Origin of the sequence: Pseudoalteromonas sp. XI10, from assembly GCF_001469895.1 — a bacterium.
Taxonomy (GTDB): domain Bacteria; phylum Pseudomonadota; class Gammaproteobacteria; order Enterobacterales; family Alteromonadaceae; genus Pseudoalteromonas.
Map to the genome: position 1 here is coordinate 277,489 of NZ_LOPY01000047.1, position 16,894 is coordinate 294,382.

At 39.3% G+C, this 16,894-nt stretch carries 13 protein-coding genes; 6 read left to right on the forward strand and 7 right to left on the reverse strand.

Annotation, left to right across the window (positions count from 1 at the left end):
* Window positions 1-206 precede the first annotated feature (206 nt).
* Window positions 207-1,355, forward strand: a complete 1,149-nt coding sequence (locus tag AUR67_RS12985; RefSeq protein ID WP_058585587.1) for a hypothetical protein — start codon at window positions 207-209, stop codon at window positions 1,353-1,355.
* A 57-nt stretch (window positions 1,356-1,412) separates the two neighbouring features.
* On the opposite strand, the gene AUR67_RS12990 is transcribed toward AUR67_RS12985, so the two are convergent.
* On the reverse strand, window positions 1,413-2,999 hold the full coding sequence (locus AUR67_RS12990) for an RICIN domain-containing protein (protein WP_058585588.1): 1,587 nt from the start codon (window positions 2,997-2,999) through the stop codon (window positions 1,413-1,415).
* Window positions 3,000-3,115: 116 nt separating this feature from the next.
* Complete coding sequence (locus AUR67_RS12995; RefSeq protein ID WP_058585589.1) at window positions 3,116-4,720, reverse strand: diguanylate cyclase; 1,605 nt, start codon at window positions 4,718-4,720, stop codon at window positions 3,116-3,118.
* A 192-nt stretch (window positions 4,721-4,912) separates the two neighbouring features.
* Here AUR67_RS12995 and AUR67_RS13000 point away from each other — a divergent pair, with 192 nt between their 5' ends.
* Both AUR67_RS13000 and AUR67_RS13005 read left to right on the forward strand, forming a co-directional pair.
* Window positions 4,913-5,452, forward strand: coding sequence for a heme NO-binding domain-containing protein (locus AUR67_RS13000; protein ID WP_058585590.1), 540 nt, complete (start codon window positions 4,913-4,915; stop codon window positions 5,450-5,452).
* Between the two features lies 1 nt (window position 5,453).
* Window positions 5,454-7,181, forward strand: coding sequence for a response regulator (locus AUR67_RS13005; RefSeq protein WP_058585591.1), 1,728 nt, complete (start codon window positions 5,454-5,456; stop codon window positions 7,179-7,181).
* Between the two features lie 3 nt (window positions 7,182-7,184).
* Here AUR67_RS13005 and AUR67_RS13010 read toward each other — a convergent pair whose 3' ends face one another.
* On the reverse strand, window positions 7,185-8,321 hold the full coding sequence (locus AUR67_RS13010) for a helix-turn-helix domain-containing protein (RefSeq protein ID WP_235591839.1): 1,137 nt from the start codon (window positions 8,319-8,321) through the stop codon (window positions 7,185-7,187).
* A gap of 214 nt (window positions 8,322-8,535) precedes the next feature.
* Here AUR67_RS13010 and AUR67_RS13015 point away from each other — a divergent pair, with 214 nt between their 5' ends.
* A complete protein-coding gene (locus AUR67_RS13015) occupies window positions 8,536-9,357 on the forward strand; it encodes a DUF2306 domain-containing protein (protein ID WP_235591840.1) in 822 nt (273 codons plus the stop codon).
* Between the two features lie 67 nt (window positions 9,358-9,424).
* Here the strand turns inward: AUR67_RS13015 and AUR67_RS13020 are convergent, their stop codons facing one another.
* From AUR67_RS13020 to AUR67_RS13035, 4 genes are all read right to left on the reverse strand, one after another.
* Window positions 9,425-10,426, reverse strand: a complete 1,002-nt coding sequence (locus AUR67_RS13020) for a family 43 glycosylhydrolase (RefSeq protein WP_058585593.1) — start codon at window positions 10,424-10,426, stop codon at window positions 9,425-9,427.
* A 255-nt stretch (window positions 10,427-10,681) separates the two neighbouring features.
* Window positions 10,682-12,178: a hypothetical protein gene (locus AUR67_RS13025; RefSeq protein WP_058585594.1), complete on the reverse strand. Its 1,497-nt coding sequence runs from the start codon at window positions 12,176-12,178 to the stop codon at window positions 10,682-10,684.
* A 262-nt stretch (window positions 12,179-12,440) separates the two neighbouring features.
* Window positions 12,441-14,216 (reverse strand): sodium:solute symporter family protein, encoded by a 1,776-nt coding sequence (locus tag AUR67_RS13030; RefSeq protein WP_058585595.1) that lies wholly within the window; start codon window positions 14,214-14,216, stop codon window positions 12,441-12,443.
* Between the two features lie 19 nt (window positions 14,217-14,235).
* Complete coding sequence (locus tag AUR67_RS13035) at window positions 14,236-15,378, reverse strand: Gfo/Idh/MocA family protein (RefSeq protein WP_058585596.1); 1,143 nt, start codon at window positions 15,376-15,378, stop codon at window positions 14,236-14,238.
* A gap of 432 nt (window positions 15,379-15,810) precedes the next feature.
* Between AUR67_RS13035 and AUR67_RS13040 the strand changes: the two genes are divergently transcribed.
* Window positions 15,811-16,257: an IclR family transcriptional regulator gene (locus tag AUR67_RS13040; protein WP_058585597.1), complete on the forward strand. Its 447-nt coding sequence runs from the start codon at window positions 15,811-15,813 to the stop codon at window positions 16,255-16,257.
* Complete coding sequence (locus AUR67_RS13045; RefSeq protein ID WP_058585598.1) at window positions 16,248-16,589, forward strand: IclR family transcriptional regulator C-terminal domain-containing protein; 342 nt, start codon at window positions 16,248-16,250, stop codon at window positions 16,587-16,589. The genes AUR67_RS13040 and AUR67_RS13045 overlap by 10 nt, the downstream gene beginning before the upstream one ends.
* The last annotated feature ends 305 nt before the right edge of the window (window positions 16,590-16,894 follow it).

Consider the following 16,894-nt stretch of genomic DNA (forward strand, 5'->3'; position numbering starts at 1 on the left):
TAAAATTATCGAAAAACGATAATTAATTATTCAATATCGAACATTAAAAGCCCTTCCTTTGAGAAATAACTTTGATCAAAAGCGCTATCTCCGTTAATTCATTATTTTTCAAATTCTGTGTTGAGCGATTTTATTTGCGCTCGGCATTTATCCATAGGATAGTTAACACAAGCCTACTAAACGTGCTGTAACTAAATAGGATAATCATGAAAAAAGTTTTACTTGCCACCAGCTTAATTGCCTCGTCATTTACTGCATTTGCAGCCAATTTAACCGTTGAAGAACTGCGTATTGAAAAAGCCAGCAAAGCCATGCCAAAGGTGTTAAATGCTTTTTCTAATGAAGTAAACCAATTTGAAAAACAGTGGCAAGCTGCTGCTAATTATCAGCAAGCAAGTGATCTTATTGATGATTACGCCAAACAATTATGGCGCGATGCCAAAGCACGTATAATTAAAACCAATAGCTTCGACGACCGAGAGCTGTATTGGGCACGTTTACTTTCAAGCAAGATTATTCGTACCAGCAAACCCCAGTTTGCAATGACCGACAGCGAACAAACCGCGTTATTAACAATGCTTGAAAATGGCAGCCGTGGCCGCACCGACCTTGATTACAGTAAAAAAACCGACAAACGCATTTTAATTACAGGTTTTGATCCATTCTTATTAGATAGAAATATTAATCAAAGTAACCCATCCGGTGTTGCAGCATTATTACTTGATGGCCAAGTAATTAATTACAATGGCATTAGCGCCGAGATCAATACGGTTATGGTGCCAGTACGCTACGAAGACTTTGACCAAGGTATTATCGAATCATTACTTGCGCCATATTACGCACTTAACAATGTCGATATGATTGCCACTATCAGTATGGGCAGCAAAGACTTTGACCTTGAACGCTTTCCAGGTAAACGCCGTAGTGTAACGGCGCCCGATAACGCCAATATTGTGTATGGTGGCACAGCAACTGCACCGAAAATTTCGAGCCTTAACGACCGCCCTCTTCCGGGCAATGAATTTGTAACTTTCAGCTTACCAGTTAAGCAGATGCAACAAGCTAAAGGGCCATTCCCAATCAACGACAATCATAAAGTCGTCACGCTTGAAAAAGCATTTGAGCCAAAATCACTTAAAGAATTAGAAGGTGCGATTGCGGTAAAAGGCGGTGGCGGCGGCTACTTATCAAATGAAATCTCGTATCGTAGTATTCGCCTGCGTGATGAGCTTAATTCAGACATCCCTACAGGGCATATTCACACCCCACGTATTCAACAATTTGAGCCAGAAACAGAAGCTAAAATTGTTAAGCAAATTAAAGCAATGCTTGAGCAGAGCTTGGTTGCAATTTAAAGCTTTAAGCTCAGCTATAAAGAAATAGCTGAGCTTTTTCCAACTCACAATTGATAGTTATTGTGGACCTGTTCCACCATTTACTTTACTGCCCAAAGAACTTGGATCATCTAATCGATATGGGTAAAGTTGAATATCACCGAATACTGTTGCTCCGCTATCACGATATTGATCAGTTGCAGAACTTCCAGTGTAAACATTTCCTGAGGCACTAAAATAACCAGAGCCTTGATTCCAGTGAGGTTTCGCTGAATTTTCAAAGTAATTATTTTCCACTAAAACCTCTGCGCCATTCCCCGCACTAATTGAAAAATAAGTAATGTTCTTCCAGTAATTATTAAACATATGCACACGAGAGTTATAGCCGTCTACTTTAGGGTTTCGCCCTGCAGCTGTATCCCAAAAATTGTGATGCGCTGTTATTTGAGAGTTTCTAAATAAATGGGTATACCAATGCTGGTTAGCGCAAACTTGACGGTTATATCCATAAAAACGATTCCAACTTAAAGTAACGTTTTGACTATTGTCTACATCAATATATCCATCACTGATTTTATTAAATGCCATGTGATCAACCCATACATGACTACTATCATCTATTGAAATAGCATCACCTGCTTCAACAAGCGCAGGGTTAATATCTTCAAGCATAATGTTCTTAATAATAATATTTCGCTGATTACTAATAACGAGGCTAGCACCAATTATTTTCGAGTTTTTACCTAACCCTTGCAGCGTTTTATTTGATTTCACAATGATACGTCTATCATTACGGGTAACATTCACGGTTGAGTTTGAGCTACTTCCCAACTCACTACAGCTTTGATTACCAACGGGAATTCTGTACCACGTTTTACCGTAATCTCCCCATTGACCACAATCAAGTGGACAAGCCGGTACCGTTCTATTGGCGGTTCGACAATCAATCACTGTGTTATCTGGGACCTGAATAACCGCAGCAGAGCCAGAACTCAATGCAGTACTTAAATCATCACAGCTATATACTGTGATGGCAGTGTTATTACCACCACCGGTCGTTGTGCTCAATCCATCTTGACCTACTTGAGATGCAAAGCCTATTAAGTCACTGGGAGTGGTTCCGGTAGTCCCGCAGTCGCCATTTACTGGATTAATAAACCATCTTTGTGAACTGATCCCAGCATCATCATTTTGATAAACATTTGCAGTATTATTTGAGCCTGCAACTGTCAAAGATTTACCAGTTAACTTATTGACGATATTAAAGCCGCCCGATGAAGATGCTTTTAACAACCAACGTTGATTAGCCCCTTGCCAATCATCATAAGCAATTATATTTGCACCATTTGATTGCGATGAGTTCAACACATCAAGAACTTTATTGTTAAATTTAGAGCGTATAATCCAATAGCCATCTGCTTCTTGAATAAGCTGAAACTTTTGGTTATTTCCACCCCAGTATTCGTAGCTAATAATATTCGGGGCTGAGCTAGAATCACTGGTATTTACATCAAGTGCAAGGCCAGAACCTCTATTAATAATGGAATATACAGTGCCAGATTCAGGCATAGCACTACACTGTTGTGCATAAACAGCACTCTGAGCAAAACACGCAACTGCTAGTAGGCATAATGCTAACAGTTTAGTTTGGTTTAAAATCTTCAAGACTATCTCCTTTACTATATTTGTAATATAAAATTACATTATTGAAGAGATAGTTTAATTCATCCGTACCCAAAATCATCTATTTATGTTTATTTTATGTAAACAGATGTTAAAAATTATCCAACAACGCAGCAATTGCGGCCTTGCTTTTTCGCTTTATAAAGCGCGTCATCTGCTATTTTAAACAAGCTATCTGAGTCAAACGCCTCATTAGCAGCCTTACTGGCAACACCAATCGATAAGGTAATATAGCTTAAGTCTGTGCGGCCTTGGTGGGTAATGTGAGCTGATGCAACGGCGTTTCGTAACGCTTCGGCCACTTCGAGTGCCTCCTGCTTATCGGTATTACTGAGCACAATTACAAACTCCTCGCCGCCATATCGAGCAACAAAGTGACTGTCTAGATTTGTATTATATTTAAGAAGATTGGCAACTTCACAAAGCGCTTTGTCACCTTGATCATGTCCATAATAGTCATTGTAGAGTTTAAAATGATCGATATCGGCGACAATCATTGAGATAGGCTGCGAAGCTAAATCTGTATCGCTGGCAAGCATTGCAAAATGTTTATACAATGCCCGACGATTGGCAAGCGTCGTCATTGAATCGGTATTGCTAATATGCTTTAACTTCTTGTGGCGCTCTAATATTTCTGCGCGTTGATTTTCTATCAGACTAAATAACTCGTTCATACCTCGCCCGAGCTGGTGCAATTCGTTATTGCCAAAATACTCATCCCGAGCGCTAAAGTCGTTATTACGTATTGCAGAATTTACCAATGTATAAAGCTTTCTGAGTGGCCTTAAAACCTGTTGATTTATATATAAATAAAACAAAATAAATACAGAGCCAGAGATCAATAAACCGGTAATTAAAGAGCTATCAAACAAACTTCGGTCATAAGTACGTTCACGGGATGCAATAGAAAGCACAAACAGTAAGCTTCCTGCTTGGTCATTGACTCCTAAGTACAGCCGCTGATTATGCTGGCTCGCCTCCATTGCACTTCTCTTTTCACCAAACACTCTTGTTAAGTGTTCTTTATATCTGGGCGCATCATCCGTGCCATAAAAGCTAATATCTTTTGCTAACCCTGGTGTTAGATTTTCGATAAAGCCTTCATCAATAAAGCTCCAAAGCAGTAAAGTACCAACAAATTCGCCTGTGCCATTAGACCTAGTTACATTGTAAGCAACCGTCACGGCAGGCGTTTTATCTATAGTAATAAACCGGACTTTATGGATTAACTCAGATTGGCTAGTGGTTATATCGTCAGATAAGATTATTAGGTCGTTTTTTATCAACAAATTGGGGCTTTCTAAAACCGTTGGTGAGTAAGGCTGATAATCACTATCAAAACTGCCACCGCCAATAATATTTGCCTGTATATCATATAAATACCAACCATTTACGTCTAACCGCTGTAGTGCGTCAGCGATAACATAATCACCATTAAACCACTGAGTATCACGTTGCTGTGCAGCTTCATACATGGTATCCCAAGCTGAGCTATCGAAGACCATTTTTGACAGGGCATCAATCTCTTGCTGAAGCTGTGACTCCACACGCTGAATATCAATCCGGTCATTTTGTTTTGTCATCGCTTCAAATGTTGGCAATATCCAAAAATGCCTAATAATTGTTTGCGCTAATAAAATAGCACAGCACGCAGCAGTAAATGCAAGTAGTAAGCGTTTTCTGAGCCTTGTGCCAATCACCATAAAATACCAAACCCAACATAATTAAAAGTACATTAGTACTAAAAAGTATAACCTTGTTTGGTCAGTTTGCTTGCTAGGCTTTAATTTTTCAGCAAATGTGAAACTCTATCCATACTAAAGTTCAACGGTGAAAAATTGTAAAATTTCTCATTACATCTAAACTTTTAGTATTGAATTTTGTTGGGCTACTGTATGAAAGGTATCGTCTTTACCGAGTTTTTAGAAATGGTCGAAAATGAGTTCTCTTATGAGGTCGCTGACAAAATCATCGAAGAAAACTCACTTACTTCAAACGGCGCTTACACCAGTGTTGGCAATTACGATAATACAGAGCTGATAATGTTGGTCAGCTCATTGAGCAAACATATAAACAAACCCGTTGATGAGCTGGTTCATGCTTACGGTAAATATCTGTTAAAGCGCTTTTTTGTTTTGTTTCCGCATTTCTTTGAAAGTGTCGAAAGTACTTTTGAATTCCTTGATACCATTGACCAGCACGTACATATTGAGGTTAAAAAGCTCTACAACGATGCACAATTGCCAAGTTTTGAAACTAAACGAATTAGCCAGAGCGAAATGCAAATGTTTTATCGCTCAGGTAACCCATTTGCTTGTTTAGCTGAGGGCTTGATTGAAGGTGCCTGTGAGCATTTCAATGAAGTTATTACCGTTAAAAGTGAGATCGACGATAACTACCAGTCTGCCACTTTTACTCTAACAAAAGAAGCTTAATGTGGATGAAGAACTCTACAAACGTAGAATAGAACGAGAGCGCCAGGCTCGAAAACAAGCCGAAGCGCTTTTAGAACAGAAGTCCTTAGAGTTATATGAAGCAAATATGACGCTAAAACATGCCGCCGAAAATCTAGAAAAAGAAGTTATCCTTCGCACCCAAGATTTGAATAAAGCAAAAGAGATGGCCGATGCCGCCAACCAAGCTAAATCAATGTTTTTAGCGAATATGAGTCACGAAATCCGCACCCCTATGAATGCAATTTTAGGCATGGCACACCTCGCCCTCGATACTGAATTAACCGACAAGCAATATGATTACGTCGAGAAAATCCAACTGTCGGCCAAATCACTGCTTGGGATTATTAATGACATTCTCGATTTTTCTAAAATAGAGGCCAACAAGCTTGAACTTGAAAACAATGATTTTAACTTAAATGACTTTCTCGCTAACCTAGCTAATTTAGCCAGTAGCTTAATAGAGAAAAATAACATCGAAGTCATTTTTGATATTGATGATGACATTCCAGAGTTTTTAATCGGTGATGCACTTAGACTCAATCAAGTATTATTAAATCTACTAAGCAATGCGATTAAATTTTCGAACCAGCAAAATGTCACGCTAAAAATGACAAGAGAGTCAAAAACCGATACCTCTATTTGTATTAATTTTCAGGTGATTGACCAAGGTATTGGCATGTCACAAGAGCAAGTTAATAGTGTGTTCAAGCCCTTTTCTCAAGCTGATGTTTCTACAACCCGTAAGTATGGTGGTACGGGTCTTGGTCTTGTTATCAGTAAAAAGATCATCGAACTAATGGGTGGGTATATTGAGGTTAAAAGCCAATTAAACAAAGGAAGTTGCTTTAGTTTTGATGTGTCATTTGCGCTATCGGCTATACAAAGCTGCCACGACACAGATATTTTTAAACATAAACGTGCTCTTATTATTGAGCAAAGCGACAAACCTGAAACTATTTTACATGACATGCTCAAAGTATTAGACATCAATGTGCAGACGATTAATTGCCTAGATGAAAAGCTATCTGAGGTCGATATTAGCCATAATTACGACTTCATTTTTTTAGACTGGCACGTACTAAACTGTGAGCAAAATAACATTTTAGAGAACCTCAAAAAGCAGCTTTCTATCGATATTAAAAAAACCATTATTCTCGCATCTTTTGAAAACCAAGAAGTTAAAGACACGCTAAGTACACTTGATAAAACCGTTGAAGAAATATTATTAAAGCCGATTATTAAAGGAAACTTACTAAAAACCCTCGAGCATGTGATGGGTATCGCTACGAAAAAAGAGACCAGAGTCGACAATACATGCTTTAAAAAGCTTGCAGGCTCAAAAATACTGCTAGTTGAAGACAACCCGCTTAACCAACAAGTTGCATCGCAAATATTGCGCTCAAATGGCTTTGTGGTTGATATTGCTGAAAATGGCATAGCAGCGATTGAAGCTGTCGAAAAAGGCTCTTTCGATTGCATTTTGATGGACTGCCAAATGCCAAAAATGGATGGTTATACTGCAGCGAACAAAATTAAACAGCAATCAAAGTTTGCCCATATCCCTATTATCGCTATGACCGCCAACACCATGGAAGCCGACCTAACTAAAGCTAAAGAATCAGGAATGCAAGGCTATATAGCCAAGCCGATAGAAGTACAAACCATGTTTGAGGTCATTGCTGAGCATTTAACGCAAAAGCCACTGTAACTTCTAGTCAGTAAGCTCTAAGACTTTTTGTTCAACTAATGAGTTATTCTGCTTACGAAATTCATTTGGGTTAACCCCAACAATGCTTTTAAAAACACGGTTAAAGGTAGCAAGCGAAGAAAAACCACTTTCCATTGCAATACTTAAAATGCTCCAATGACTTGCTTCGTCTTTAAGTAGCAGCCCTTGTGCATGCTTTATTCGGTACTGATTAATAAATAAATTAAAATTAGATGCTTTAAAATGATGGCGAATAGCGCGGCTAATCTTATACTCAGGTACTGCTAATGCTTGTGCAAAGTCAGAAATTTTCAAATTAGTTTGCAAATAAACCTGCTTATTGATCAGTGCTTCTATATCAGTAATAAGCTCAGGCTCTACCTCTTTATTTTCAGATTGTTCAGCCTGATGGGTAGCTTTTATTACCTTTTCAGAGTTCGCCTCTGCACTATCAACAGCTTCAGGCACGCTGTTGTGGCCACGTTTTTGCAAAAACATTACTAGCTGCATTGCAAATACAATCAACAATGCAGATGAGGTAATTATAAGCGGCTCAAATTGTTGAAACTCGCTTTCACTGAATAAAAACTTAGGCAGTATGCTGGCATTAAATACCGCTAAAAAGTAGCAACTAGCAAAAATACTTGCCTGCAACTTTTGCGTCTGTGTTTTACCTGTATAGCCCCGTAACGCTTCCCAAAAAGACAGCACCAGAATACTTGAAGATAGCAATACCGTTATTTCGGCCATACCTTGCTTTAAACGCCACATGAATTGGCTCTCAGGGAAAACTTGCACATCAATACTCACCAAATAATGCCAAGTTTGGTTAAACATAATTAAACCCGCAATAGCAACAGCCACTGCAATATGTACCGCAGAAATAGGCTTATGCTTACGAAACAAAGTGCGTGATATAAGCCAAGACATGTTACAGGTTGCGCAGGTAAATAAGCCGATTAAATAACTATAAACACCAATACTTGGTGCACTGATTTTTTGCACCCCAACCATGCAAAGCGAACCACAAAATACTGCAAACAGATAATGAATAAGCTGCTTCTCTTTTTTCATACCATTTAGCAGCATGAGCCCCATACAAACAAAAACGAGTACGTAATAAGGGGAAGTATTTTGCATAACTCTACATACCTTAAATTGGGAGTTTGATGAAATATTTACCAATCAGATAAGTTTACTTTTTCAAGATCAACATAGCAAAAAGAGTTTGTTAGTGAATATGTCAAACCCAGGCGTGTGCTCATAAATAAACACAATATTTCATTGATCAAATTTCGAATTTGAGAAGAAACCTTGCTCTAGCCCTTTATATTAGCGGTATTAGAAAAATGTAATGGAATTGATGATGCTTAACAAAGATAGCAAACTCACACCTTTAAAAGCGCTCGAATACAGTAAAAAGCTATGGTTTATTAGCCTGCTAATGGCGCAAACTTGTTTTGTAGCTTATCTCATTCTTGGTTATGGAATGACAGGGTTAACTACAGGTCTATCAGGCTGGAACAGACTTAATAACACCGCCTATGTTGCAAATGATGCCACAGGGAATTTGATGTATGCAGTGCATGTATTATCTGCGGTAGTGATGATCCTTGGCGGAAGCTTACAACTCATTGAAAAACTGAGGACAAAATACAGAGCATTTCATCGCTACAATGGCCGTGTATTTGTTGTTTTAGCTTGCTGTATTTCATGTGCTGGCATGTATTTAATGATAGTTAGAGGAACGGTTGGTAATACACTGATGCATGCACTGACAATGTTTGGCGGCTTAGTGGTTATCGTATCAAGTATATTTGCAGTGAAAACAGCGCGGGCTCGTAACTTCAATGCTCATCAAAGGTGGGCTATACGCCTATATCTTGCGGCTAATGGTGTGTTATTTTTTAGGTTACTGATATTTGCCTGGTTTTTAGTTTTTGGCACTTTAGGCGTTGATACCGCCACATTCACAGGTCCAGCCGTGCTTGCGGTTAGTCTTTGCTCTTACTTAGTACCACTTTTAATAGCCGAACTTGTCCGCTATGCAGCTCGTACAAATATTACGTTTATCACTATCGGCACTGCATGTTTAATGACGCTAATATCAATCGTGTTCTTAATCGGCTTATTTGGGGTGACTTTGGCAAACTGGTACCCTGCGATTGCTGGCTAACTAACTCTCATACAATAAAGCCACCTGAGTTGGTGGCTTTATGAACTTAATTTACGTCACTATAAAATTAGTATAGCTCAAATAGCGGACGACCATTTTCGTCGTATTTCACTTCCATAACTCGAGCATGGCGGTTTGGATCGTAAAGCGGATCTTTTACAATCTCTTCAAGTGGACGGGTGTCTGTTTTTGGCACCACACTTGGTTCACCTACAGCGTGCTCATAGTCACGAGCATGGTAAATACACAGTGGTGTTTCACCATCTTCAGCTACTGTAAAACAGTTATGACCTGGGCCGAAAATGTTCTTTTCAACACTTGTTTCAAGCACTGGCATACGTGTTTTAGTCCACGAATTACGATCAAGTAAATCGCTGTTTTCATCGGCTTCCATATAGCCCATGCAGTAACATGCACCTGTTGCGCTTGCAGAGAAAGCAATAAAGATTTTACCGTTATTTTTAAGTACTGCCGGGCCTTCATTTACCCAAAAGTCGACACGTTCCCAATCGTAATCAGGTGTAGTCAGCATAAACTGCGCTGTTTTTAACTTAATTGGAGATTCCATCTCAGCTAAATACAGGTTTGATGCAGCAAATTGACCGCCGGTTTTCTCTGCCCAGCAGAAGTAACGCTTACCGTTATTTTCAAAAATGGTGGCATCTAAAGAAAAATCAGTGAACGACTTTTCATCGCCCTCAGCCGCTTGCATCATGCCAAGCTCAACCCACTCATCATTTAGCGGATCTTGGCCTTTACACTCAAGCACATACGGGCGTAATGCCCAAATATCATCTTCTTCACTGGCAGCAAAGTAGATATACCATTTGCCATCAAGGTAATGAATTTCAGGTGCCCAGATATGGCGACTCATTGGGCCGCTGTCATGTTTAAACCAAATATCAAAGGTTTCAGCGTCTTTTAAGCCCTCTAACGTCGCAGACTTACGAAGTTCAATGCGATCATAAGTTGGTACAGAACCTGTAAAATAATAAAAACCATCGCTGTGCTTATGCACAAATGGATCGGCACGCTGCTCTACTAACGGACTGTTTGTTTGTAATGTCATCTTGAAACCTGATCGTTAAATTTTAATTTGTATTATTTTATTACTTTTAAGTAAGAACACAAATATAACATTATTTTTAACAGACAGTGAAAAGAAATGTAAGGACAAGTAATAAGATGGCGAAGATTCAATGCTAAGATTAAAAAATAGATTTACACATAATGTACTTAAAGAAGAGCAGCAAGCTTAAGACTTAAACCTTAAACTTGCTTGAATAAAAAGGGGGATCCCCATCCACCCTTGATTTAGGTATCGCTACAGCGATTTCGCTTTATATATTTTCTTTGCTTTTTTTGAAAGCACCACATCAACGGGCATAACATCTCCCGATACTTTTTTAACAGTTAAGGTATGCGCTCCCGCTGCTAAATCATGTTTTTCAAACACAATACTTTGAACTTGACGGTAGTTATTACCATCAAAAATAGAGTATATGCCTTGTGATTTACCATCTAAGATAACTTCAACGTCACCATGGTTAATGTCTTTTGAAGTCGCAAAGACAATACTCGAACCACTAAAGTCATAACTAAACGAAGCACCATTGACAGTAGTCATATGCAAATCTTGCTTATATTCACCAGTATTTGTTTGCTCAGATCTCACCCAGTTGCCATTTTCGCTATACTGAATTCGAGGATCATCATCGTTTACAAGCTCTAAGCCTGAATAAGTGGTGTCAGATGTTGTACCAACCGTGTTTCCTACCGTTTGAATTTGCACTAAGCGGTCAACTATCCAGCTGCCGTTTGGATTAATAGCCACATCTAAAGTTGTGACGCCCCCAACCCTTGCAATGTCTTTTACTCGGTTTGCTACCTCAATATTACTGTATTTTAAGCTGCGCTTAACTTGTCCCCAGCCACCAAATAATGGATCTTCTTGCGAGGTATACGTAAAGCCATGCCACTGTACTTTTGTACCGAGCGCCGTGGTTACTTCACCTGATTTTGGAATAGGCGGTAGCTCATTATGCTCACCTTGGGTGTAGTTACTTTGTGGATCGTTAGGAATAAAGCTGTACTCAAAACCATCACTAATAGTGATCACGGCATTCGGGTTACCACTACGAACTGATTTCGCTAGCTGATCAGCCACTGGGTAGTCATTATTAGCCGCGAGTTCTTGCTGCGATTCATCTGCTTGATACCAACCATCGAACCACCAACCGGCAATATTATCACCCCAAGTTTGGGCTCGCTCACTCACAAAACCATTTATAAACCAGTCTGGATATGGCGCTTTCACTTTTTTGCCCGTCCATCTATCACCTAAATGTGAAGGTAGATATGCAATTAGCTTGATGCCTTTTGCTTTAAGCGCCAGCGCCATATCTAGAACAAGGTCACGGGTTGGCGTGTAATCAGCCTGATTAGAATTAACTTGTGTGATACAACCCGGTGCAATCTGTTTACTCGGACATGCAGGTGAGTGTAAATCGTAAATATCACTGGTCGTAGATAAGTAACCACGGTTTTGGGTAATGGTAAAAATTACATAACGATAACCAAGCTTGGCCGCTTTATCTGCATAATCGTTGACATCAAAACCATTAACGTAGTTGTTCCACTCGTTATAGTCTGTAATTTGGTACCACGCATTATCCATAGTGCCACCAGCAAGATAGTGATGACTAATCCCCCACTTGGCATCTTGCATCCATTTAACTTCTTTAGGTAACTCTGCAGCACCCACATTAATACTACTTGCTAAGGCAACACCAGATAGAATTTTATGGATTTTACTATTCATAGCAAATAAACCACATGAAAATAAGGAATGTAACGAGCTTATTAAATTTACAAATAAGCAACAATAAAATTACACAAAAACAAGCAACTACCGCTCATTCGTTTCATATTTAACGCTTTAAAATTATTGGCATTTTAAAAATAAAACATTCTTATCAATATGAATTTTCTTATTTACCAATTAAAAAATGTTAATAAAAAAGCCATACGATGCTTATTTAAAAACAACGTATGGCTTGCGACACAACTAGGAGTTTAAATTGTTATACTTCTTGCCTTAATGAGGCTATCACTTTTGGCATTTTACGCTTTACAACCCAACCAGAGGCCACAATCACAATTAAGTAATAGCCAAAGGTTTGCCAATCTTCAAATAAGGCATTACCAATACCGAGCAGTAGCGAGTAAATAAATGCAATACTCGCAACACAGGCAATCGCGTTATCTTTAATTCCCGCAGCGATTGGTTCAATGCCAGTTAGATCTCTGACTTTTTTCCAGCCGCGACCGTGAATTTTTAAGCGACTATAAAACTCAATGGTTTTTGAGCTTGGGGTTTTACTTGAGGTTATTAAGGTAACAACTAAGCACACAACCAAGGTTATTATTGTCGTTATTAGCATACGCACTGCGAACCACTTAGCCTCTCCTTCATCAGGTAGGATATATATCATGGCATTTCCGACAATAACGGCAGTAATAAGCGCGCTAATTTCTGACCAAACATTTATTCGCCACCAATACCAGCGAGCGATAAGTACAACAGAGATTGGAATGATGATAACTGTGATATATTCATAAGCGCCTAGAATACTTTCAAGTTGAGTCGTTACAATCAGAGCAACCAAAGTAAGTGCTAACATACTGATCCGAGCAGCCTTAATGTAATGGGCTTTCTCACGGCCTTTAACTAAATAAGGCTCATATACATCATTGACTAAATAAGACGATCCCCAGTTAAGTTGAGTATCGAGCGTACTCATAAAAGCAGCAAGTAAAGAGGCGACCATAATGCCTTTTAAACCAACTGGTAAGAATTCATCTATCATCATTGGGTATGATTGCTCTGCATCTACCAACGATGGAAAGTAAACCAAAGAGGCAACACCCACGATAATCCAAGGCCAACTTCTTAATACGAGATGGCAAAAAGCAAACCAATATAAGCTCAACATGGCATCTTTCTCACTGCGAGCTGCAAGTGTACGCTGTAAGAAAAAGCCAAACCCAGGCGCGTAATTCAGCCAACCAATACACACTAAAATAACAAAAGTCGCAGTTTTTAGATCCCATTCGAAGTCGGGGATCATTTTGAGAGTGTCGCTATTAAACCCTGGAGATGCCTCAACCGCTGCAACGATGCCACCGTGATCTTGTAAATCGACATAAACGATAATAGCTAACACCACAGAACCCACTATTGCCAAGGCAAATTGGATTAAATCGGTATATACAACACCATATAAACCAGACATAGCGGTATACACAACAGCAGCAATAGCAAGCACAATCAAAATAAGCGTAGTCGCGGTGATTGGGCCAAACAGAGGGATTTCAAACAAGGGCTCAGCCGAAAGGCCTAAAATCACCACAATGATTTTAGACATAGCGAGAGTAACCGAGGCAATGATAATACAGTTAACAAACACGCCATCAAAAATTGCTTTGAATATCCTCAAAAAATCAGTGGCTTTACTCTTATCATAACGTTGAGAAATAAGCTCAATTTCGGTGAGCGCTTTTGATCTTCGCCACAAATTAGCAAAGAAGAACACCGAAATTATCACGCCAATAACACTGACCCACCATATCCAGTTTGCATAGATACCCTGCTCACGCACGGCACCTGCAACAAACAAAGGTGTGTCAGACGAAAAAGTGGTGGCCACCATGGATGTGCCCGCGATATACCAAGGTAAGGAACGCCCTGCAACAAAAAAATCAGCCGTACTTTCACTGGCCTTTTTTGTAAAGAGCATCCCAATAACAACCGCTGCTACTACATAAAATGCAACTATTAACCAATCAATTAAGACCATGTGAATCCCCCGATGTGTTTTAATTTTTATTTAGGTAGCTATCAAATTTTTTCCATGTTTCTGTCATATCGATAATCGAACCTGTTTGCCTAGCTTCGTCTAGCTTGATGGCGGTGAGCCCCGCTTGCAAAGCATCAACAATGGATACCGGTAAAGGAGTTCCCTTTTCAAAATAGGCTATCCAATCTGCGGCCATTTCTTCTTCAGCGCCGTAGTGCATCGAAATAGAATCATCGTGTAAGTAGGTTTTATCAATCAAAGAGCCTGAGGTAATGCAGTCATGCACTTTGAAATAGTTACGCACAAAATCACCTTCAGCCATGCCCAGTGTGCCAAAAACACTAAAGTGCCTGTAATCGTTCGGTACATTTAAGTTAGTATGAAAACTCAGATTTATGCCATTTTCATATTGAATAAGTGCAGTTTGGTGATCCACCAGCTCAGAGTCATTATCAAACACTTCATCTATGCCATTCCAGCGTGACTTACGCTGATGGTAAACTGGGTGCTTGCCTAAATGTTTATTCTCTGCCGTAAAGGTTCTTCGTCCGCCAAAGCTGGCAAGTTTAGTTGGGCGACTTTTCACTATGCCCTGGTAAAGATCTAAGTCGTGACAGCATTTTTCTAATAAGAAGCCGCCCGAAAGCCCCTGATGTCTGCGCCAATCTCGCATAAAAAACGCACCATGCTCTGGCGGAATATGCTCTGATGCCTCAATACTGGTGATTTCACCCAGTAATTTAGATGATAAGGCTGCGACCAAATCTTTATACAAAGGCGCATAGCGAAGCACCATACCCACTAAAATTTTATCGAAGGCATTATGTTTAGCGATAAGCTCAAGCACGTCGTAGGTCTGCTGCTCAGACATCACAATAGGTTTCTCTGCAAAAATGAGTAATCCTGCTTCAATGCCAAGGCGTAAGTGCTCTAAATGCATATGATTTGGAGAGCCAATCATCAGCATATCAAGCTGCTCATTTTGCAACATATCTGCTAGCTCATCATAATGACGCATCGAGATACCATGCGACTGCATATACTCAACTTTGACAGACTCAGGGTCGGCATAAGCCACCAAATTAAAATTTGGAATAAGCTCATGCATCACTTTGGCAACATAACTTAACCGGTCACCTAAACCACAAATTCCTACTTTCACAATTTTATTCCTACAAGGTACGTTAATAACTCAAGTTAGTTACCTTGCACTTGAACAGTCAATCGCTTGTCTGCGCTTTGTGAATGGGATTTTTTTTATGAAATTCGGCTCAACATGGGTTTTACATACAAAACAATCTTCAATTAATAAGGGTTCTAGTTAGCTGTACGTTAAATAATCTCATCAAACTAGAGGCGCTATATTCACTCACTTTGATAACAAAAACTTTACGTGAATCATTGTTCAAAAATAAATTCAACTACTTAATTTTCAAATAAAAATCAGAAAACCTTTATTGACCAAAACAAAACAGTTGGGATATACAAGCTACTTTATTACCAAATTAAGGTGATATTTCAGTGCATAAGCGCTCTTTGAGACTACACTTATGTATAAGGTTTTAATCTAAGAATAAGTAATTAGAAGTACCCGATGACAGAGAAAGAAACTAAATACAAAGCGCCCGCTCTTGAGAAAGGCATGGCGATTATAGAATTACTCGCAAGAACCCCGGAAGGGTTAAATCTGACACAAATTTCTGACTCATTAGGGAAATCAAAAGCTGAAATTTTTCGTATGGTGGCGGTTCTAAATGATCTCCACTACCTTGAGTTTTTTCAAACTGAACGCGTTTATAGGCTCTCACTCAAGCTTTATCGGCTTACTCACCGCTACGCGCCAGTTCACCACCTAAATAATGTTGCCTTTCCTATCATCCAAGAATTGTGTAGTGAAATTCAACAATCTTGCCACTTAGTGGTGTATTCAGACGGTGGTGGATTAATCTTGTCTCACCAAGATTATGATACCAACAGTAACTGCCTAACCCTACCCGTTGGAGCCCCCTTACCGATAACTGTGCAGGACATGTGCTATTAGCATTTGCATCGTACGATAACCGTGAGCGAATGCTCAAAGCATACCAAGAAAATCATCCTGACTTGTCTCTTGATTTAATGGCACTACGAAATATTTGGCTGCGCGTAAAAGAGCAAGGGCATGAAGCCATGCCAAGCCCTGTTCTGGCTGGCGTATATGATATTGGCGTGCCCATCTTTGATTATTATCATAATGCCGTCGCTGTACTACTCACTTCAATTCTTATGTACCGTGACGAGTCTCGTAATGCCGATTTTGAACATGTGATAAATAAGTTAAAAGAAACCTCACTTCATATTTCACAGAAAATGGGTTTTGACGAAGAGGCCTAGACCATGGTGCTTTTCTTATGACTTTCCACTCATACAAATATTCAAGCAATATACTGGTCTTTTGGTATGCGCAATTCTTTTGGTGAATGCCCCCTCCTACTAATACTATTTTAGGAATTTTCCGAAAATAGCCGTTAACACAAATTCAACTATTTTGTTTCATTTATAAAACATCATTCTTGGCGAAATTTTAACTAAGAAACCTAGCCAACGCAGTCAGCAAAGCGCGTTGACGGATTTTTAGTCTTTATATATCACTGAATGGACATTTGAACATTCACGAGAATAATTCGCCGAGAGCGATG